The organism is Stenotrophomonas sp. CCNWLW162 (assembly GCF_037203745.1).
Classification (GTDB): Bacteria; Pseudomonadota; Gammaproteobacteria; order Xanthomonadales; family Xanthomonadaceae; genus Stenotrophomonas; species Stenotrophomonas maltophilia_AQ.
In genome coordinates this window covers 687,577-705,681 of the sequence record NZ_JBBCBL010000001.1, presented here as the reverse complement: position 1 = coordinate 705,681, position 18,105 = coordinate 687,577, and the positions used below count along the sequence as shown (strand labels likewise).

Below are 18,105 nucleotides of genomic sequence, written 5' to 3'. Positions count from 1 at the left end.
AGGATGATCAAGCCGCTGCTGATCGCGGTGACCGTGCTGGTTGCCGCACCCGCCTTCGCGCAGAACGGTGCCGACGCTGCACGCGATCCGAAGAAGACCGAGGTGTGGACGCCAGTGCCTGCGACCGTGGCCACGCCGCCAGGCAGGGCCCCGTCCGACGCAATCGTGCTGTTCGATGGCAAGGATGTCTCCGCGTGGGAGTCGGAGCAGGGCGGACGCGTGCCCTGGAAGGTTGCCGATGGCGCCATGACCGTCGTGCCCGGCAGCAAGGGCATTCGCACCAGGCAACGCTTCTGCGACGTCCAACTGCATGTCGAGTGGCGCACACCCGCCGACACGAAGGGCTTCGAGGGACAGAACCGGGGCAACAGCGGCATCTTCCTGCAGGAGCTGTATGAGTTGCAGGTGCTCGACAGCTACAACAACCCGACCTATGCCAACGGCCAGGCAGGCTCGGTCTACAAACAGGCGATGCCGTTGGTGAACGTCTCGCGCGCACCGGGTGAGTGGCAGGCCTACGACATCCTCTGGAAAGCACCGCGCTTCTCGGCGGGCGGCGGCCTTGCGTCGCCCGCGCGCATCACGGTGCTGCACAATGGCGTGCTGGTGCAGGACGACACCGTGCTGGCAGGCAAGACCGAATACATCGGTGCGCCTTCCTACGCGCCACATGGGTGTGCGCCGCTCTACCTGCAGGAGCACGACTCCAGGGTCAGCTACCGCAACATCTGGGTGCGCGAGCTGTAGTGGCACGCGGCCGGCGTGGTTGCCGGCCGCTTACTTCGCCAGGTAGCTGGCGATGTCATCGATTTCCTGCTGCGACAGCTGGGAGAAGGGCGGCATCAGCCCGCCGCCCTTGCTGATCTTTTCCTTGATCTGCGCGGGTGCCATGCGCTTGCCGATATCGGTGAGCGCCGGGAATGCGCCCGGCATGCCCGCGCGATCCGCACCATGGCAGGCCACGCAGTTCGCGGTGTAGAGCTTTGCACCGGCGGCCGGGTCATCCTTGCACCATGCTGCTGTCGCAAGGCTCATGCCGCCCAGGGCCGCCGCCATTGCGAGGATCATTTTCATGTGGGGCTCCTTGATGCGTCAGCGCCGCGCATGGGCAGGCGCTTTGGTGGTCAGGTGTTCACGCAGATAGTCCGCACCGGTCTGGACGACCTTGGCCGGATCGCGTGGCTGGTCGTGCTCGATGATGTACCAGTGCACGCCGGCGGCTGCCGCAGCAGGCAGGATCGCGTTCCAGTCCAGCACGCCCTGGCCCACCGCAGCGAATCCGCCTTCGTCTTCGGCCTGGTCCTTCGGCGCATTGTCCTTGGCATGCACGGCGAACATGTGGCCGCGGAATTTTCCCAGCATCACCGCCGGATCCAGGCCCGCACGCGCGACCCAGGCCAGGTCCAGCTCGGTCTGCAGGTCGGGGCCGGCCGCGGCGAACAGCAGTTCCAGGCCCGTCCTGCCGTTGAAGTCGACCAGCTCGAAGTCGTGGTTGTGGTAGGCCAGGCGCATGCCCTTGGCCCGCACCTGCCTGGCGATACTGCCCAGTTCCTGGCCCAGCGCGGTCCAGCCTGCGGCGTCGCTCGGGCGATCCTTCTTGTCCAGGTACGGTACAACCAGCGTCGTGTTGCCGATTGATCGGTTGAAGGCGACCACACCGTCCAGGTTGCTGCGCAACTCGGCCAATGGCACGTGCGATGAGATCGCCTTGATCGAATACCGTTCCAGCAGCTGCTTGAGTTCCGTCGCGCTGGTGTCCTGGGTGCCGACCGTTTCCACCGCGTGTACGCCAGCGTCGTGGACGATCTTCAACTGCTGGTCGAGCGAGCCGGCGTTGCGCAGGGTGTACATCTGCACCGCGATCGGTTTCTGCGTGCTGGCGGCTTCGCCTGCGAAGGCGGGCAGGGCAGTGAGCAGCAGGACGAGACTTGCAGTTCTACGGACAAGGGTTTTCATCTACAGATCCTCCCGGGTTTTCAACCGATGGCAGTCCAGGCGCGCGACCTGGCCGATGCAATGACACGATCGACGATCTGCGCCGAGCGCAGCCCATCTTCGAAGGTCGGCAGTCCCTGCGGGCGCTCGCCGTTGATGGCGAGATAGGTATCCGCAACAAATGCTTCGAAACACTGCGCGTACCCCTGCGCGTGACCGGCCGGCAACACCGACAGCCGGCGTTGCTCGGCACTGCCGGCGCCGGGCCCACGCACGAAGATTTCCTCGCGCTGGTCGGGCAGGCCGATCCACAGCCGCTCGGCGTCTTCCTGGTTGAAAGCCACGCTGGCGTTGGCGCCGTCGATCTCGAACCAGAGGCGATTGCGGCGTCCGGCCGAGACCTGGCTGACCGTCAGCGACGCCAGCGTACCGGCGCCGGTTCTGAACATTGCCGCCGCCACATCCTCGCTCGTCACCGCCTGCATCGGGCTGCCCCCCGTCGGCGTGCTGAAGCTCTGGCCGGTGTCGGTGCCACGTTCGGCGATCACGGTATCGAACGCGGCGCTGACTTCGGTGAAGCGCTCGCCGCTGACCCATTCCACCAGGTCGCACCAGTGTGAGCCGATGTCGGCGAACACGCGCGATGCGCCACCCAGCGCCGGGTCCACGCGCCAGTTGTTGCTGGCAGGGTCCAGCAGCCAGTCCTGCAGGTAGCTGCCGTGGATCAGATGCAGCGGCCCCAGATCGCCTTGGGCGATGCGTGCGCGCGCCTCGCGCACCACCGGGTGGTAGCGGTAGACGAAGGGCACCGTAGCAACCAGTCCGGTCGACGCGGCCAAACCTGCCAGCGCCTGCGCATCTTCCAGCGTGGTGGCCAGCGGCTTCTCGCAGATCACGTGCTTGCCGGCTTCCAGCGCAGCCTGCGCCATCGAGCGGTGCAGATGGTTGGGCGTGCAGACGTGTACGACCTGCACCTGCGGATCGGCGGCCACCTCCTCGATGTTCCGGTAGGCGCGCGGCACATTCCACGACTGCGCTGCCTCACGCGCGCGCTGCGGTGACGAGGCCGCCACGCCGCATACCTCGGCACCAGCCAGCAATGCCGCACGGCGATGCACGGTACCGATCATGCCGGCGCCGATGATGGCGATTCCAAGCTTTGGCATCGGCTGCGGTCCTCAGGGCGTGGAAGGTGTGGCCGCGGCGGCAGGCCGCTCGCGGAACAGCAGCAGGAAGGCGACCAGCACGACCAGTGCAACACCGGCCGGGAACAGCCAGATCTTCTGCCAGTCCGGCCCTGCGGCCGTCGTGTAGTGCTCGACCACCGCGCCGGACAGAAAGGTGCCGATCAACATGCCCACGCCGTAGGTGGCCAGGGTGATGAAGCCCTGCGCGCTGCTGCGTGCATCAGGGCCGGCATGCGCATCGGTGTAGATCTGGCCGGTGACGAAGAAGAAGTCGTAGCAGATGCCGTGCAGCACGATGCCGATCACCAGCAGCGAGAAGCCGCCACCCGCATCGCCGAAGGCGAACATGACGTAGCGAACCACCCACGCGGCCATGCCGACCGCCAGCATCGTCTTCACCCCCAGCCGCACGAACAGCAACGGCATTGCCAGCATCAGCAGCACTTCGGAGACCTGGCCCAGCGATTGCAGGCCGGCCGCGCCGCGCACGCCCAGGTCGTTGAGATATGGGTTGGTGAAGTTGTAGTAGAACGACAGAGGGATGCAGATGGCGATGGATGCCAGGAAGAACACCAGGTAGGCGCGCGACTTCAGCAGCCGCAGCGAGTCCAGCCCCAGGATCTGCCCCAGTCCAGCGTCACGCTGCTGTGCCAGAGGCGGCGTATGCGGCAGGGTGAACGCGTACAGGCCCAGCGCCAGCGAGGCCATCGCCGCCATCTGGAACGTGAGCTCCAGACGATGCGCCTGTTCCCAGCCCAGCCAGCCGATCAGCACGCCTGCCACGATCCAGCCGATGCTGCCGGCCACCCGCACCAGCGGGAACTGTTTCTCGGGCGACTGCATGTGCCGCATCGCCACGCTGTTGGCCAGCGCCAGCGTGGGCATGAACAGCAGCATGTAGCCCATGACGTACGCCGAGAACATGCTGAAGCTGGTGGCCGTGGACGCCAGCCACATCAGCACAGCGCCGGCCAGGTGCAGCACCGCGAGGATGCGCTGCGCGGCGAAGTAGCGATCGGCGATCAGGCCGACCAGGAAGGGCGCGACGATGGCGCCGATGGACTGGCTGAGGAAGGCCGTTGCCACCTGGCTGGCGCTGGCCTGCAGCGGGCCCTGCACCAGGTACGTTCCCAGGGTGACGAACCAGGCTCCCCAGATGAAGAACTGCAGAAACATCATCGCGCCCAAGCGCGACATGGTGTGCGTCATGGCTTGCCCTCCCAGGGCGGTAATGGCTCAGATCCCCAGCATGCGGCGCAGTGAGTGTGGGGCCGTGCCGCTGTCGGCGAAATCATCGAAGGCACGCTCGGTTACCCGGATGATGTGGTCGCGGATGAACGCGGCACCTTCGCGTGCGCCGTCCTCGGGGTGCTTCAGGCAGCACTCCCACTCCAGCACCGCCCAGCCCGGGAAGTCGTACTGCGCGAATTTCGAGAAGATCGCCTTGAAGTCGACCTGGCCGTCGCCGAGCGAACGGAACCGCCCCGGACGATCAATCCAGTCCTGGTAGCCGCCATAGACACCACTGCGCGCGCTTGCGTGATACTCCGCGTCCTTGACGTGGAAGATGCCGATGCGATCGTGATAGCGGTCAATGAAACCCAGGTAGTCCATCTGCTGCAGCAGCAGGTGGCTGGGGTCGTAGAGGATCTTCGCGCGTGGGTGCTGATCCACCACATCGAGGAAGCGCTCGAAGGTCGCGCCGTCATGCAGGTCTTCGCCCGGATGGATCTCGAAGCACAGGTCCACGCCGCAGGCGTCGAAGGCATCCAGGATGGGGCGCCAGCGGCGGCCGAGTTCGGCGAAGGCTTCTTCCACCAGCCCCGGTGGACGCTGCGGCCAGGGATAGAAATAGGGCCAGGCCAGTGCGCCGGAGAACGTGGCATGCGCGGTCAACCCCAGGCGCTGGCTGGCCTTGGCCGCCAGCAGCAGCTGCTGCACCGCCCAGGCCTGGCGTGCAGCCGGATCGCCGCGCTTGTCTGCCGGCGCGAAACCGTCGAACAGGCTGTCGTAGGCGGGGTGGACGGCAACCAGCTGCCCTTGCAGGTGGGTGGACAGCTCGGTGATCTGCAGGCCATGCCCGCCCAGCATGCCAGCGAGGTCGTCGCAGTAAGCCTGGCTGCGCGCGGCCTCGGCCAGATCGAACAGGTGGGGCGCGCTGGTCGGTACTTGTAGGCCAGAATAGCCCAGCGCCGAGGCCCATCCGGCCAGCGTGTCCAGTCGATCAAAGGGAGGTGTGTCGCCAATGAACTGCGCCAGGAACAGCGCTGGACCCTTGAGCGTCTTCAAGATGATTCGCCCTGATGCAATCGATTGCATTACCCTAGCATGGGCCTCCTGCAGACCCGTTGTGCACTGCACAGCGGCTGGAACAACGTAACGCCATGGCAACCATCTACGACATCGCAAAGCACGTTGGCGTTTCCGCTGGCACGGTGTCGCGTGCGCTTTCGCGGCCGGACAAGGTGCTGCCGGCCACCCGCACGCGCATCGAACAGGCGGCCGCTGCCCTGGGCTATGTGCCCAACACGGTCGCCCGGACGCTGAAGACCCAGCGCAGCGGCAAGATCCTGGTCACCGTCCCGGACATCGCCAATCCATTCTTCGCGCAGATCCTGCAGGGCGCGGAGGACGCGGCGCAGGCGGTCGGTTACGCCGTGCTGCTGGGCGATACCCAGAATCTGCCCGAGCGCGAGGAGCGCTACGCGCAGATGCTCCGGCGCAACGAGGCCGACGGCCTGATCGTGCTGGGGCACCGCCTGCCGCCGACGGCCCACGAGATCGTCCAGCAGCGGGGCACCGCTGCACCGGTGGTCAATGGCTGCGAATTCGATCCCGCGCTGGGCATCCCCAGCGTGCACATCGACAACGCGGCCGCCGCGCGCGCGGTGATGGACCATCTGTATGGACTGGGGCACGAGCGCATCGCCGTGGTCGGCGGACCGTCCGACAATCCGCTGCACCAGCAACGGATGGAAGGGGTCCGGGCCGCCGCCAAGGCGCGTGGCCGCCTGCGCCAGCTGGGCATCGTGCCGGGCGATTTTTCCCTGCAGTCCGGCCATGCGGCTGCGCAGGGGCTGTTGGCCTCGGCCGCCGCGCCGACGGCGATTTTCTGCTTCAGCGACCAGATGGCGCTGGGCGCCCTGGCGGCCTGCCGGGATCTGGGCATCCGCGTGCCGGATGACCTGTCCATCGTCGGCTTTGACGATCTGGCATCGTCGCGTTACCTCACGCCGCCGCTGACCACCATCCGGCAGCCCATGCGCGAGATCGGTGAGCGCGCGGTCAGCCTGCTGCTCGCCATCATCGAGCAGGTCGATGTGCCGCTGCAGCAGACGCTGGATTTCCGCCTGATGCTGCGCGGCTCGACGGCTGCACCCAGGAACGGCTGAGGGCGGTGCGGGGCAATGGACGTGCGGCCGCCGGCCCGCGCCGTTGCAGCCAGCAACCTTTGATCCGGAATTGACGCGAAGCTGTCAGACTCGGCACAGGCAGCCCGCCAGGCTGCCAGGGGGGAACGTGCGATCGCTCAAGGGGGTCGGCCATGCCGTTCTTGATTGACGCGACGGAAGTCGCAGTCGAGGGCATCGGCGCGGCGCGGCGCATCGGCTGGATGCGCTTCGTCGGCAATGGGCTGGGGGCGATCCCCATCGCTTCGATCATTCTCGAACGCCAGGATGGCGCCTGGGCGTGGGTACTGTTGCTGCTCAACGCGTTGGCGTGGCCGACGCTTGCACTGCTGCTGACCCACCGATCCCGCCAGCCCGCAGTGGTCCAGTTCCGCTGCATGGTGGCCGACTCCTTCTTCGGCGGCGGCTGGATCGCCTTCATGGCGCTGAGCGCGGTCCCCAGTGCGTTGTTCGCCGCGCTGCTGGTCGCCGACAAGATCGCTGCCGGTGGCGTGCGGTTGGCGATGCGGGCGACGCTGGCACTGGTGCTGGGCTTTCTGCTCAGCTGGTGGGCGCTTGGATTTCCCTACCAGCCCATCTCCTCGCAGCGCACGATCGTGCTGAGCGTGCCGTTCCTGTTCGTATATGGCATCGGGCTGAGCATCCTGAGCTGGCAACTGGCACGCCGGGTCAAATCACAGAACCGCCAGCTGCAGCGGCTGAGCCGGATGGATCCACTGGTGGAGCTGGCCAACCGTGGCTTTCTGATCCTTCGCGCGCAGCAGGTGCTGGACAAGGCGCAGGGACAGGGTGGATTCGCCTGCCTGCTGATGCTCGACGTTGACGACTTCAAGCGCATCAACGATTCACATGGGCACCGGGCCGGGGATGAGGTGTTGCGGCAGATCGCCGCCACCTTGCGCGAATTCGCGCGCCCGGGCGACATACCGGCACGGTTGGGTGGCGACGAATTCGTGGTGCTGCTGCGTGATTGCACAACGCGTGATGCGATGCATGTGGCCGAGCGGATCCGGCTGCATCTGCTCGAAGCGGCAAGGCAGGTGGCACCGGGCGTGGAGTTCAGTGTCAGCATCGGTATCGCGGCGACGCCGGGCCAGGGCACCGTGGAAGACTGGTTGGCCACGGCCGACAAGGCTCTCTATCACGCCAAGCGCCAAGGCAAGAATACGGCCAGCTGGGCGGACTGATATACGGCACCGCACGCCGTGCGCATGCGGGTATCAGAGCGCTCGTTCCCAGACCTGGCCGAGCAGATCGTGGCCAAAGCTGTGGTGGGGTTCTTCCTGCACCAGCTGGAAGCCTGCGCGTTCGTACAGGCGCCGGGCATCGGCCAGCACGCTGTTGGTCCAGAGCGTCATCCGCGTATAGCCGGCGGACGCCGCAAACGCGATGCACTCTTCCACCAACCGGGCGCCGATGCCCATGCCGCGCGCGGTGGCATCCACATAGAGCAGGCGCAGCTTGGCGGTGCTGTCGTCCTGCCTGACCACGAACACCGAGCCCACCATGTCGCCGTCCTTCTCGGCGATCCAGCAGCGTTCACGCGCCGGGTCCAGTTCGCGCAGGTACCTGGCAACGATCTCCGACACCAGCGCTTCGTACTCCGCATTCCAGCCGAATTCGCGGGCGTACAGCGCGGACTGCCGCGAGACCACCAGCCCCATGTCGCCCGGCCGCGGGTCACGCAGCAGGTACGAGGGAGACCTGTCGCCCAGCACGCTTTCGATCTGGCCCATGGCCGAAAGCAGCATCAGCTGTGCCGTCTCGGGCAGCGTCGCCAACAGCTCGGCCATTTCCCGCCGCGAGGTTTCTTCCAGCGGCGCGAACACGCTGTGCCCAACCGGAGTCAGGGTCAGAACGACCACGCGCGCATCCCCGGCCGAGCGGTCCTTGATGAGATAGCCCTGCCGCTCGAACCTGGCGATGACCCGGCTCACATAGCCGGCATCCAGGCCCAGCTCGCGGCACAGGTCCGAGGGCGACAACGGTGCGTGGTGGGCCAGTTCGTACAGGATGCGGACTTCGGTGAGGGACAGGCCACTGCGCAGCAGCGATTCCTGCAGTACGCCGATCTGCCGGGTATAGAAACGGTTGAAGCGCCGCACTGCATCGGCGCGTTCGGAAAGCGTACCCGTTGTCATGGCCGATCCACTTGTTTGACTTTGTCAAATAATTACTTGCCCAAGTCAAATAATCAAGGGGTAGGCAGCTCCGTGCTGCGAGCGTCGCCCGGCCCCGGCAGCGGCTATGCGCTGCTGCATGCACAGCGCAGTAGCGCGGCGGCCAGCGCGGGATGCTGGCCGCGCATGGCCAGCTGCAGGGCGGTGATCGGCATGCCTAGTTCCAGCGCGACGAAGGCCAGGCCCGGCCGATGCAGGGTCTGCATCGAGGCCGGCACGATGGCGATGCCCAGGCCCGCTGCGGCCAGGTTGATGGCCGAGGCCACCTGTGGCGCTTCCTGCTGGATGGTGGGGGTGAAGCCCTGGCTGCGGCAGGCAGCGACGACATCGGCGCTCAGGCCATAGCCGGATTTCCGCGAGAACAGGATGAAGCGCTCATCGCGCAGCTCGGTCAGTGCGATGCCCGCCCGGCAGGCCAGCGGGTGTTCGGCCGGCAGTACCGCCACCAGTGGTTCGGCGCTGAGCTGCTGGATCACCAGCTCGCCGGGATGCGAGTACGGTGGGCGCACGATTACCGCGTCCAGTTCGCCGTCGTCCAGGCGCCGGATCAGGGATTCACTGCCGTCTTCGACCAGTTGCAGCTGCACCGCCGGATGCGCCTGCCGGAACCTGCGCAGCAGGGCGGTCACCGCGTCGTTGTATGAGGCCGATTCGGTCAGCCCCAGCGTGAGCGTGCCGACCTCGCCGCGTGCAGCGCTCAGCGCCTGTTCCTTGGCCTGGTCGACGCGCGCGAGGATGTCCACTGCAGCCGCCCAGAACACGCGGCCAGCGTCACTGAGCACGATGCCGCGTCCCTGGCGATGGAACAGCGGCGTGCCGATCTCTTCCTCCAGGGCGCGGATCTGCTGCCCGAGCGGTGGCTGGGCGATATGCAGGGCCTCAGCGGCCTTGGTGAAGCTCTGCAGTTGGGCGGTCATGACGAAGTAGCGCAGGTGGCGCAGTTCCATTGGAACCTCAGGCGTTCTGGTGCTGTACGAACACGGTATTGGACGGTCGCCGGTGGCGGCAACATCATCGGTATCCCACGACAGATGACCAACTACAAGGGAGACCACATGAAGAAGACACGTCGGCTGCGCGATCTGCTTCGGCGGGGCAGCGTGATCGCACCGGGCGTATTCGATGGCTTGTCGGCACGCCTGGTGGAGCTGGCCGGCTTCGATGCGGTGTACGCCAGCGGCGGGGCCATCGCACGTTCGGCCGGCGTGCCGGACATCGGCCTGCTCGGTCTCAGCGAAGTGCTTGCGCAGGTGGAACGGATCGTCGATGCCTGCGATCTGCCGGTGATCGCCGACGCTGACACCGGCTTCGGCGGCACCGCGAATGTTGAACGTACGGTGCGCGCGTTGGAAAGGGCAGGGGTTGCCGCCCTGCATATCGAGGACCAGGCCTTCCCCAAGCGCTGTGGCCACCTGGATGACAAGACGCTGGTGGACGTGGGCGAGATGTGCACGAAGATCCGCGTCGCCTGCCAGTCGCGGATCGACCCGGAGCTGATGATCATCGCGCGTACCGACGCCATCGCCTGCGAAGGCCTGGACGCGGCGATCGAACGCGCGCGTGCGTATGTGGAGGCGGGCGCGGACATGATCTTCGTTGAAGCACCGGAAACGCTGGAACAGATCGAGGTGATTTCGCAGCGTGTTCCCGGGCCGAAGTTGATCAACATGTTCCACAGCGGCAAGACGCCGCTGGTGCCGGTGGTGCGGCTTGCCGAACTCGATTACCGGTTGGTGATCATTCCCTCGGACCTGCAACGCGCGGCGATCCGGGCCATGCAACGCACCCTGCAGGAGATTGCTGTGACCGGTGACAGCGGACGTGTCGCCAATGCGCTGGCCAGCTTCAGCGAGCGCGAGGAGATCGTGCGTACCGGTCGTTATCTGGCGCTGGATCGCGCCTGAGTCGAGGAAGCCTGCCGGGGGCAGGGAGGCGGCCTGTGCAATCGTGGCGTAACGGCCATTCATCCTGCACGCGGCATCGCCACGGCAATCCTCTACCATGGGCCACCCCGCCCGGACCTGCCCTGATGCATGACGCCCTTGTTGCCCAGCCCAAGCCCCCCGTCCCGAGGATCGCGGCCTGGCTGATGATGCTGCTGGGCATGTGGCTGGCGTTGAAGCTGGGCCTGGTGGTGACCCTGCTGTCGGGCCTGCTGGTGTTCCAGCTGACCCACCTGCTGGCTTCCACCGTGGAGGGCAAGCTGCCGCCAGGCCGGGCGCGGGCCATCGCGGTGATCGTGCTGTCAGCGGTGATCATCAGTGCGCTGGTGCTGGCCGGAATCGGCGTGGCGTCTTTTTTCCGCAACGAGACCGGCGGGCCGGACGCGTTGCTGGCGCGGCTGATGGAGATCCTCAATTCGTCGCGGCACCAGGTGCCGGCGCTGCTGCAGCCGTACATCCCCGAGGACATGCCGGCACTGCGTACGGCGCTGAACGACTGGGCCGCCGAACATCAGCGCCAGCTGGGCGTGGCCGGTACCTCGGTGGTGCAGGTGGGTGTACGCGTACTGATCGGTATGGTGCTGGGCGCGATGATCGCGCTGTACGACGAACTGCCGCTGCCGAAGATGGGCCCGCTGGCGCAGGAGCTGATCGGCCGCACCAGCCGCCTGGCCACCGCGTTCCGCCAGGTGGTGTTCGCGCAGGTGAAGATCTCGCTGCTCAACACCGTGTTCACCGCCATCTTCCTGCTGGGCGTACTGCCGTTGTTCGGCGTGCACCTGCCGTTGTCCAAGACCCTGGTGCTGATCACCTTCATCGCCGGCCTGCTGCCTGTGGTGGGCAACATCATCTCCAACACCATCATCACCATCGTCGCGCTGTCGGTTTCGTTCTATGTGGCGGTGGCGGCGCTGCTGTACCTGATCGTGATCCACAAGCTGGAGTACTTCCTCAACGCACGCATCGTCGGTGGTGAGATCCAGGCCCGTGCCTGGGAGCTGCTGCTGGCGATGCTGGTGATGGAAGCGGCGTTCGGCCTGCCGGGCCTGGTTGCCGCGCCGGTGTTCTACGCCTATGTGAAGCGCGAACTGGTCGACCAGCGCTGGATCTAGTACGGCAGGGTGTGACGCATTTGCCCCGGCCAGGCGCTTGGTGAGGCCTTGCCGGCGCATTCGCGGTGACTGCGGTATATCCGTGGTCACGGTTCGCGCGGCACTGGCTTGGCGCTACCGGGACCGGCGGCTACAGTGATCCGCACTTCAGGGGAAATTTGCATGGCCGGCAAGGCATCGCCCATCGGGTTGCGGACCTGGGTCTGGATCCTGGCGGGGTTGTTCGTGGTCTGTACGCTGCCGTTGATGGCCATCGCGCTGGTCCAGGGCACACTGCGCTACAGCGCCGCCGAAGACAATCTGGTCAGCCTGCGCCAGCTGCGGCAGACCTTCGACCTGGCCAACCTGGTCTCCGCCGAACGCGGCCCGGCCAACAGCCTGCTCGGCGCCGACCCGGCCGATGCCGCCGAACACGCGCGGCTGGCTGCGCAGCTGGCGATGGCGCGCAGGCGGGTGGATACCTCGATGCAGCAGCTGGACAGCGTGTTCAGGGCTGCTCCCAGCGTAGTGGATGAGCAAGGCCTGCTGGCCGATGCGCAGCGTCGGCTGAAATCGGCGCGTGCGGCGGTCGACCGCGTCACCGCGCAGCCGCAGGAGGCGCGCCGGGTGGAGGAAGTGGAGCGGGCGATCAACAGCATGTTCGCGGTCGTCGACCGGCTGCACCTGCTGACCTCGGCGCAGATCAATCTGCTGGTCAGTGTCGACCGTGAAGCAGCCATTCCGGCGATGCAGGGCCAGGTGCTGATCGATCTGCGCGAGCATGGCGGTCGCCTGGCGTCCAATGTAATGGCACCGGTGGCGGTGCGGGGTGCTTGGCGCGACGAACAGGTACGCGCTGCTCTGCAGACCGAGGGCCGCCTTCTGGAGCTGTGGCGGCTGGCTGGCAGCCACCAATCGGTGTTCCGCAGTGACCCGGCGCTGTCCTGGCATTGGGATATGGCTCGCCGGCAGTTCTTCGGCGAGTCGCTGCCGATGATCGAGCAGCTGATCGAGGACGGTCGCCGCGGCGTGCCGCCACCGTGGACCGCGGCCGAGTTCACCGCACGCTACGTGCCGACACTGCAGTCGCTGGAAGCGCTGCGTGATGGTTACCTGAGCGTGTCCATCGCCCGTTTCGAGCGCACCCGCAACCGCGAGGCGACGCGGCTGGCAGTGCTGCTGGCGACTGCGCTGGGCACGCTGGTGGTGCTTGGGGTGGCCCTGCGCATTGCCCATCTGCAGATCCTGCGGCCGTTGCTGCAGGCACAGCGGCAGGTGATCCAGATCGCCTCCGATGTACCCGGGCCGGAGCAGCACGTCACCCATCCGCTGGCCGAAATGCAGCGCCTGTTCGATGCCATCGAAGTGCTGCGCGAGAAGTCGCGGGAGCGCTCGGCGTTGACCAGCGAGCTGCGCCAGCTGGCCGGTACCGATGAGCTGACCGGCCTGCTGAACCGGCGCGCGCTGGAGGAAGTGGTGCAGCAGCGGCATGCCGAGGGCGAGGCCAGTGCGGTGGTGATCCTGCTGGACGTCGACCGCTTCAAGGCGATCAACGATGGCCATGGCCACGATGCCGGTGACCAGGTGCTGGAGCAGGTCGCACAGCTGCTGCAGCGCCACCTGCGCCGCAGTGACAGCATTGCCCGCTACGGTGGCGAGGAATTCCTGGTGCTGTTGGCCGACGGTGATCTCGCGGGTGGCCGCCGCCTGGCGGAGTCGCTGCGCCTGGCGCTGCAGCAGCTGGACATCGTAATCTCGGGTGGCATCGAACTGCGGGTGACCGCCAGTTTCGGCGTGGCCCAGGGCGGCACCGATGCACTGGGCTGGCGCACGCTGCTGCGTGCCGCCGATGCCGCCATGTATCAGGCCAAGGCGCAGGGCCGTGATCGCGTCCGGGTGGCCGGTGGTGGGCGCGTTCCGCGCTGAAACGCCACGTTCATCGCTGGCGCACGCAGTGCCATCTAGACTGACCCTCCGATCGCTTGGAAGGAGCCATCATGACCGCTCGCCCTGTTGTCGCCGCAGTGCTGCTGGCCGGGTTGTTGGCCGGCTGTACCTCCACCGCTTCGCAGACCGCTGCGGATGCGCCGCGCCATCCTTCGATCGCCGCGGACCTGAGCCCGGTGCCGGCCTTCACCGGTGGCGGTGCGGGTTGGAGCATCGAGATTGCTTCTACCGGCAAGGGCAACCACGATGCCAGCCTCAGCGCTGACGGCCGCACCCACAAGGGCACGCTGCGCTATATGGGGCAACCGGCGGATGCACCCAGCTCGCTGATCGTGCTCAACGGCGAACTTGGCAGGCAGCCGGCCGTCGTCGAGATCAAGCGCGAGTCGTGCCGCACTGCCGAAGGTGTCGACACCCTGGCCAGCGTACAGGTGACGATGGAAGGGCAGCCACAGCGCCGCGGTTGTGGCCACCTGGCGGTGTATTGAGGTCGCGCGACGGCATGCTTGAGATTCCCACGCTTTACACCGAACGCTTGCGGCTGCGCCCGCAACGGCTCGATGACTTCGAGGTCTACGCCGCGTTCCTGGCATCGCCGCGCGCGGGCGGCATGGGCGGTCCGTTTGGTGAGGTCGCCGCGTGGGGGCAGTTCTGTCACGATCTGGCCAGCTGGCAGTTGTTCGGCCACGGTGCGCTGATGATCGAGCGTGGTGACAATGGTGCCTGCATCGGCCAGGTCGGTATCAACCACGGTCCGCTGTTCCCGGAGAAGGAACTGGGCTGGCTGCTGTATGACGGTCATGAAGGGCAGGGATTCGCCACCGAGGCGGCCGGCGCGCTGCGCGACTGGGCCTTCGTGGTGGCGCAGTTGCCGACCCTGGTCAGCTACATGGCCCCGGACAATGTGGCATCACAGGCCGTTGCGCAGCGGCTGGGCGGCGTGCTCGATGCGCAGGCCGTGCGCAGCGATGCTGGCGATCTGGTGTACCGCTACAGCGCGGGATAGCGTTGGCCGCTGGCCGGCATTACCTGGGCGCGGGGTGTCCCGCCCAGTCACCGATGCCGTCCAGTTCCGGTGCCAGTGCGTGCTCGGCCGCACGCCGCAGCAGTGCCGGTGCGACGTAGTGGCGATGTGTGCTGTCGATCAGCGCCATGTAGATGCGACCGAACGCATTGTGGGTCTGCACGCGCGAACCGAGACTGATCTCGACGCCACCATCCGCACGCAGCTGCACCCGCACGCTGCTGCGGAAACGCAGATGGCGGTCGTCGGCACCGAGCAGGACTTCCGCGCAGTGGTCATCTGCATCGACCCGCGAATCCAGCACTGGATAACGGCCAACAAACAACCGGCTGCGGTCATTGGACAGCAGCGACGATACCGGGCAGCCCAGCGGTGAGGTGCGCAGCCTCAGCGGCGCAACCAGGCGGTTGCGCAGCGCCATCAACCGGCCCACGCCGCTGGGGGGATTGCGCAGGAAGCCTTCCAGTACCTCGGCCAGCAGTGTCGACGCGGAACGCTGCCGCACCTGCGTACTGTCCAGCAGTAGCGTAGTCAGGTCCTGGTAGTGGCTGAGCGGTAGCGCGGTGGCCAGCAGGCCGTCGTTGTGTGGCGGCTGCGACTGGATGGGGTAGGCCGGCGTAGCGCGTTCGACGAACCCACGCAGCGGCTGCAATGTGATCCGCCGCAGCGGGCCGAACCATGCGCGGGTGCGCGCGCATAGCCGGGCACGCAGGCTGGGGGCCGCAGCCTGCAATGACAGCTGTACCAGCGGTGTGGCCGTCAGTGCGGCGGCCGTTGGCCAGCAGGCTTCCGGCAGTACGTCGGTCAGGCTGGGAATGTCGCCGGCATTGCGCTGTACCTGCGCACGGGTGTGCTCGCTCATCGCACCGGCCAGTTCATTGCTGTGGCACGACAGCGCGAACAGCGCCGGATGGTTGCGGTGGTTCGATGCGAACTGGTGCCAGGTGCCGCCGCCGAAGCGCACGGTGAACAGGCAGTCCGGCGGGATGCGGACGCGCCGCAGCGTGCGCGCGAAGACGCCGGGATCGCTCGCCAGCTCGGCGTCGGAAGCGCTGGCGAAGCGCAGCTCGGCACCAGCGCTGCCGGCGATGGCCGTGAACATTCGTGGACCGGCATGGCGATGGAACGGATGGCCACCGGCACCAACAGAGAAACTGTACAGCGAGGACGGATCACCCTGCTGCAGATGCATGCCGCCCAGCCGTGCGGAGGGCTCATCCAGCGCATCGATGAAGGCCGGATGGTGGCGCTGGCGCTGGCTGGCGTCGGTGATCAGTGCATCACCGGCACCGATGCCCAATTGCGCGATCAGCGTGACTTCGGTCGGGCTGGCTCCTTCCCGGGCGGGAAGCTTGACTGCTGGAAACGAACGGCGGTCGCGGGTCGATCCAGGCATGGTCGCGCTCCTTGGCAGGGATGCTCAGCGGGCAGGGGACTTGCGGCGGGCGCGGGCTTCGCGCTTGAGCGGGCCACCGACCGGACAGACTTCAGCGGCCCAGGAGAACAACGTATTGGCCAGGCGGTCCGGCACCTGCCGGAAGTACACGAACTGGCCACGCTTCTCGCGTTCGATCAGCCCGGCTTCCTCAAGGATGCGCAGATGGCTGGACAGCGCGGGCTTGCTGAAATCGAAGCGCTCGGCCAGTTCACCCGCGCTGAGCTCGCCGGCGCTGAGATAGGCCAGGATCTGTCGGCGGGCGGTGGAGGCGAGGGCTTCGAAGATGCGGTCCATGGCGAGTTAATTAACTAATTCGTTAATTGATAGTCCTCCCGCTACGGCCGGCTGTCAAGCGTTGGCCAGTTGCACGGCCCGCATGCCCTTTGCCATCCTCCCTGTTGCTTTCCGCCCTTGGAGTTCCGATGCGCGCTGCGTTCTGGCTGGTCCTGGCCCTGCTGCCCACCCTGGCAGTGGCACAGCCCGCGCGCACGACCAAGGGCAACGCCCCCGCGCAGGACCCCTTCAGCGAACTGTTCGATACCGCCTGCATGCAGCACATCGGTGCCCCGGCGCGGCTGCAGTCGTTGATGGAATCCAATGGACTGTCGCCATTGCAGCCTGCCGAAGCGGCCACGCTGCTGCAGGGCCAGCCGGGCGTGGCCTGGATGGTACCGCTGGCCAGTGGCCGCTATGCGGTGAGCTGGGCCGACGATGGCACCTGTACGGTATATGCGGAGAAGGCCGATGCGGCGGTGGTGCAGAAGGGCTTCGCACGGTTGATGCTGGCCGCACCGAAGCCGTTGCAGGCACGTTCGTTGCCTGGGCGCGGACCGCTGTCGGCCGACCAGGTCGCCATCCAGTACGGCTGGGCCGCACCTGGCCAGAGCAGGCTGCAGGTCCGTTTCCGCCTGGTCACGCGGCAGGCACCGGAGGCCGGCGTGCAGGCGATGGCGTCGGCGACCCCGGGTGAGGCGATGCTGGAACAGGCCGCGCCCGTACGCTAGCGCCGGGCCAGGCGCGGGGGCCACGCCCGCGATTCAGCTTTTCACCGGGGATGTGGTATATCGTTTATCGATAAATTCACCCCGGGGCGGCGAAGCCATCCCAACACCGGAGGCCGCTTGACCGCTCGTCCCGCCCGCGCCAGATCCGCGCGAGGCTTGTTCACCCTGGCCCAGGCCGCCGTACAGGCCGTCCGGGCAATGTGCTGGCTGGGCATCCTGGCCGCACTGCTGGCCGTGCCGCTGGTTGCCCACGACCGTCGCTGGCTGCTCGACAGTGTCCACGACGCCAATGCTGCCGCCGCGCATGGCAACGACCTGTTCCTGCATTTCTGCCTGGGCCTGGGCGCGATCGTCGCGCTGCTGGTGCTGTGCCTGGTGTTCCTGCGCCACCTGCTGCGGCTGCTGGCATCAGCGGCACGCGAGCGGCCGTTCACCCATGCCAATGCGCAGCGCCTGCAGCGCATGGCGTGGTTGATGCTGGCGATGGAACTGCTGTCGATCCTGATCGGCGCCTACGCCGCATGGATGGGCCCGGACTTCACCTGGATGGAAGTCGGTGGCGGCATGTCGATCACCGGCCTGGTCGCGGTGCTGATGCTGTTCGTGCTGGCGCGCGTGTTCGCGGTGGGTGCGGCGATGCGCGATGACCTGGATGGCCTGATTTGATGGGTATGTACTGATGGCGATCGTCATCACCCTGGACCGCATGCTGCAGGAGCGGGGCATGACCCTGTCCGAGCTGGCCGGGCGCATCGACATCACCCTGGCCAACCTGTCGATCCTGAAGACCGGCAAGGCACGCGCCATCCGCTTTTCCACGCTGGATGCGATATGCCGCGAACTGCAGTGCACACCTGGCGACCTGCTCGGGCATGACCCGGCGCAGGCGCAGGAGGCTGACTGAGTGTTTCCCCTTTTCCCTTACCTACTGACGAAACGGACCTGA

20 protein-coding genes are annotated in these 18,105 nt (G+C 66.8%); 11 read left to right on the top strand and 9 right to left on the bottom strand.

What is annotated here, in order from left to right; all coding sequences use genetic code 11:
• The first annotated feature begins 3 nt into the window (after positions 1-3).
• Positions 4-747: a 3-keto-disaccharide hydrolase gene (locus tag V9K93_RS03380; protein ID WP_337302081.1), complete on the top strand. Its 744-nt coding sequence runs from the start codon at positions 4-6 to the stop codon at positions 745-747.
• 30 nt (positions 748-777) lie between these two features.
• Here V9K93_RS03380 and V9K93_RS03375 read toward each other — a convergent pair whose 3' ends face one another.
• Genes V9K93_RS03375 through V9K93_RS03355 form a run of 5 tightly spaced genes read right to left on the bottom strand, consistent with a single transcriptional unit; the run spans position 778 to position 5,411 of the window.
• The gene (locus V9K93_RS03375) at positions 778-1,074 is read right to left on the bottom strand and encodes a c-type cytochrome (RefSeq protein WP_046985711.1); all 297 of its coding nucleotides are present in this window, start codon (positions 1,072-1,074) and stop codon (positions 778-780) included.
• An 18-nt stretch (positions 1,075-1,092) separates the two neighbouring features.
• Positions 1,093-1,956, bottom strand: coding sequence for a sugar phosphate isomerase/epimerase family protein (locus V9K93_RS03370; protein ID WP_253078454.1), 864 nt, complete (start codon positions 1,954-1,956; stop codon positions 1,093-1,095).
• A 20-nt stretch (positions 1,957-1,976) separates the two neighbouring features.
• The gene (locus V9K93_RS03365; protein ID WP_337302080.1) at positions 1,977-3,101 is read right to left on the bottom strand and encodes a Gfo/Idh/MocA family protein; all 1,125 of its coding nucleotides are present in this window, start codon (positions 3,099-3,101) and stop codon (positions 1,977-1,979) included.
• Positions 3,102-3,113: 12 nt separating this feature from the next.
• Positions 3,114-4,331, bottom strand: a complete 1,218-nt coding sequence (locus V9K93_RS03360) for a nucleoside permease (protein ID WP_136638414.1) — start codon at positions 4,329-4,331, stop codon at positions 3,114-3,116.
• A 27-nt stretch (positions 4,332-4,358) separates the two neighbouring features.
• Complete coding sequence (locus V9K93_RS03355; protein WP_295377418.1) at positions 4,359-5,411, bottom strand: sugar phosphate isomerase/epimerase family protein; 1,053 nt, start codon at positions 5,409-5,411, stop codon at positions 4,359-4,361.
• Positions 5,412-5,506: 95 nt separating this feature from the next.
• On the opposite strand from V9K93_RS03355, the gene V9K93_RS03350 reads away from it, so the two are divergent.
• Both V9K93_RS03350 and V9K93_RS03345 read left to right on the top strand, forming a co-directional pair.
• Positions 5,507-6,514, top strand: coding sequence for a LacI family DNA-binding transcriptional regulator (locus tag V9K93_RS03350; protein WP_136638416.1), 1,008 nt, complete (start codon positions 5,507-5,509; stop codon positions 6,512-6,514).
• A 152-nt stretch (positions 6,515-6,666) separates the two neighbouring features.
• Positions 6,667-7,719, top strand: coding sequence for a sensor domain-containing diguanylate cyclase (locus tag V9K93_RS03345; RefSeq protein WP_136638417.1), 1,053 nt, complete (start codon positions 6,667-6,669; stop codon positions 7,717-7,719).
• 33 nt (positions 7,720-7,752) lie between these two features.
• Here the strand turns inward: V9K93_RS03345 and V9K93_RS03340 are convergent, their stop codons facing one another.
• Positions 7,753-8,673, bottom strand: coding sequence for a bifunctional helix-turn-helix transcriptional regulator/GNAT family N-acetyltransferase (locus tag V9K93_RS03340; RefSeq protein WP_046985717.1), 921 nt, complete (start codon positions 8,671-8,673; stop codon positions 7,753-7,755).
• A gap of 104 nt (positions 8,674-8,777) precedes the next feature.
• The gene (locus tag V9K93_RS03335; protein ID WP_136638418.1) at positions 8,778-9,659 is read right to left on the bottom strand and encodes a LysR family transcriptional regulator; all 882 of its coding nucleotides are present in this window, start codon (positions 9,657-9,659) and stop codon (positions 8,778-8,780) included.
• A 108-nt stretch (positions 9,660-9,767) separates the two neighbouring features.
• Between V9K93_RS03335 and V9K93_RS03330 the strand changes: the two genes are divergently transcribed.
• The 5 genes from V9K93_RS03330 (at position 9,768) to V9K93_RS03310 (ending at position 14,699) form a co-directional block, all read left to right on the top strand.
• Complete coding sequence (locus tag V9K93_RS03330; RefSeq protein ID WP_136638419.1) at positions 9,768-10,616, top strand: isocitrate lyase/PEP mutase family protein; 849 nt, start codon at positions 9,768-9,770, stop codon at positions 10,614-10,616.
• Between the two features lie 125 nt (positions 10,617-10,741).
• Positions 10,742-11,767, top strand: a complete 1,026-nt coding sequence (locus V9K93_RS03325) for an AI-2E family transporter (protein ID WP_046985719.1) — start codon at positions 10,742-10,744, stop codon at positions 11,765-11,767.
• A gap of 162 nt (positions 11,768-11,929) precedes the next feature.
• Positions 11,930-13,672 (top strand): GGDEF domain-containing protein, encoded by a 1,743-nt coding sequence (locus tag V9K93_RS03320; RefSeq protein ID WP_337302079.1) that lies wholly within the window; start codon positions 11,930-11,932, stop codon positions 13,670-13,672.
• A gap of 71 nt (positions 13,673-13,743) precedes the next feature.
• The gene (locus V9K93_RS03315; RefSeq protein WP_337302078.1) at positions 13,744-14,181 is read left to right on the top strand and encodes a hypothetical protein; all 438 of its coding nucleotides are present in this window, start codon (positions 13,744-13,746) and stop codon (positions 14,179-14,181) included.
• A 14-nt stretch (positions 14,182-14,195) separates the two neighbouring features.
• Positions 14,196-14,699: a GNAT family N-acetyltransferase gene (locus tag V9K93_RS03310; protein ID WP_337302077.1), complete on the top strand. Its 504-nt coding sequence runs from the start codon at positions 14,196-14,198 to the stop codon at positions 14,697-14,699.
• A 19-nt stretch (positions 14,700-14,718) separates the two neighbouring features.
• Here V9K93_RS03310 and V9K93_RS03305 read toward each other — a convergent pair whose 3' ends face one another.
• Entirely contained in the window at positions 14,719-16,113 is a 1,395-nt protein-coding gene (locus tag V9K93_RS03305) for a DUF2867 domain-containing protein (RefSeq protein ID WP_046985723.1), read from the bottom strand.
• Positions 16,114-16,137: 24 nt separating this feature from the next.
• On the bottom strand, positions 16,138-16,449 hold the full coding sequence (locus tag V9K93_RS03300) for a metalloregulator ArsR/SmtB family transcription factor (protein ID WP_004147836.1): 312 nt from the start codon (positions 16,447-16,449) through the stop codon (positions 16,138-16,140).
• Between the two features lie 128 nt (positions 16,450-16,577).
• Here V9K93_RS03300 and V9K93_RS03295 point away from each other — a divergent pair, with 128 nt between their 5' ends.
• The 3 genes from V9K93_RS03295 (at position 16,578) to V9K93_RS03285 (ending at position 18,063) form a co-directional block, all read left to right on the top strand.
• A complete protein-coding gene (locus tag V9K93_RS03295; RefSeq protein WP_046985724.1) occupies positions 16,578-17,159 on the top strand; it encodes an NMCC_0638 family (lipo)protein in 582 nt (193 codons plus the stop codon).
• A 198-nt stretch (positions 17,160-17,357) separates the two neighbouring features.
• Positions 17,358-17,825 (top strand): DUF2975 domain-containing protein, encoded by a 468-nt coding sequence (locus V9K93_RS03290; protein ID WP_032969209.1) that lies wholly within the window; start codon positions 17,358-17,360, stop codon positions 17,823-17,825.
• A gap of 13 nt (positions 17,826-17,838) precedes the next feature.
• On the top strand, positions 17,839-18,063 hold the full coding sequence (locus tag V9K93_RS03285; RefSeq protein ID WP_032127628.1) for a helix-turn-helix domain-containing protein: 225 nt from the start codon (positions 17,839-17,841) through the stop codon (positions 18,061-18,063).
• Positions 18,064-18,105: the final 42 nt, after the last annotated feature.

Bases quoted from the DNA above. Each gene is read 5' to 3' on its own strand.
- V9K93_RS03330 (WP_136638419.1), top strand. From the start codon at position 9,768: ATGAAGAAGACACGTCGGCTGCGCGATCTGCTTCGGCGGGGCAGCGTG.
- V9K93_RS03305 (WP_046985723.1), bottom strand. From the start codon at position 16,113: ATGCCTGGATCGACCCGCGACCGCCGTTCGTTTCCAGCAGTCAAGCTT.
- V9K93_RS03360 (WP_136638414.1), bottom strand. From the start codon at position 4,331: ATGACGCACACCATGTCGCGCTTGGGCGCGATGATGTTTCTGCAGTTC.
- V9K93_RS03375 (WP_046985711.1), bottom strand. From the start codon at position 1,074: ATGAAAATGATCCTCGCAATGGCGGCGGCCCTGGGCGGCATGAGCCTT.
- V9K93_RS03350 (WP_136638416.1), top strand. From the start codon at position 5,507: ATGGCAACCATCTACGACATCGCAAAGCACGTTGGCGTTTCCGCTGGC.
- V9K93_RS03310 (WP_337302077.1), top strand. From the start codon at position 14,196: ATGCTTGAGATTCCCACGCTTTACACCGAACGCTTGCGGCTGCGCCCG.
- V9K93_RS03335 (WP_136638418.1), bottom strand. From the start codon at position 9,659: ATGGAACTGCGCCACCTGCGCTACTTCGTCATGACCGCCCAACTGCAG.
- V9K93_RS03345 (WP_136638417.1), top strand. From the start codon at position 6,667: ATGCCGTTCTTGATTGACGCGACGGAAGTCGCAGTCGAGGGCATCGGC.
- V9K93_RS03315 (WP_337302078.1), top strand. From the start codon at position 13,744: ATGACCGCTCGCCCTGTTGTCGCCGCAGTGCTGCTGGCCGGGTTGTTG.
- V9K93_RS03295 (WP_046985724.1), top strand. From the start codon at position 16,578: ATGCGCGCTGCGTTCTGGCTGGTCCTGGCCCTGCTGCCCACCCTGGCA.
- V9K93_RS03300 (WP_004147836.1), bottom strand. From the start codon at position 16,449: ATGGACCGCATCTTCGAAGCCCTCGCCTCCACCGCCCGCCGACAGATC.
- V9K93_RS03380 (WP_337302081.1), top strand. From the start codon at position 4: ATGATCAAGCCGCTGCTGATCGCGGTGACCGTGCTGGTTGCCGCACCC.
- V9K93_RS03340 (WP_046985717.1), bottom strand. From the start codon at position 8,673: ATGACAACGGGTACGCTTTCCGAACGCGCCGATGCAGTGCGGCGCTTC.
- V9K93_RS03320 (WP_337302079.1), top strand. From the start codon at position 11,930: ATGGCCGGCAAGGCATCGCCCATCGGGTTGCGGACCTGGGTCTGGATC.
- V9K93_RS03285 (WP_032127628.1), top strand. From the start codon at position 17,839: ATGGCGATCGTCATCACCCTGGACCGCATGCTGCAGGAGCGGGGCATG.
- V9K93_RS03325 (WP_046985719.1), top strand. From the start codon at position 10,742: ATGCATGACGCCCTTGTTGCCCAGCCCAAGCCCCCCGTCCCGAGGATC.
- V9K93_RS03370 (WP_253078454.1), bottom strand. From the start codon at position 1,956: ATGAAAACCCTTGTCCGTAGAACTGCAAGTCTCGTCCTGCTGCTCACT.
- V9K93_RS03365 (WP_337302080.1), bottom strand. From the start codon at position 3,101: ATGCCAAAGCTTGGAATCGCCATCATCGGCGCCGGCATGATCGGTACC.
- V9K93_RS03290 (WP_032969209.1), top strand. From the start codon at position 17,358: ATGTGCTGGCTGGGCATCCTGGCCGCACTGCTGGCCGTGCCGCTGGTT.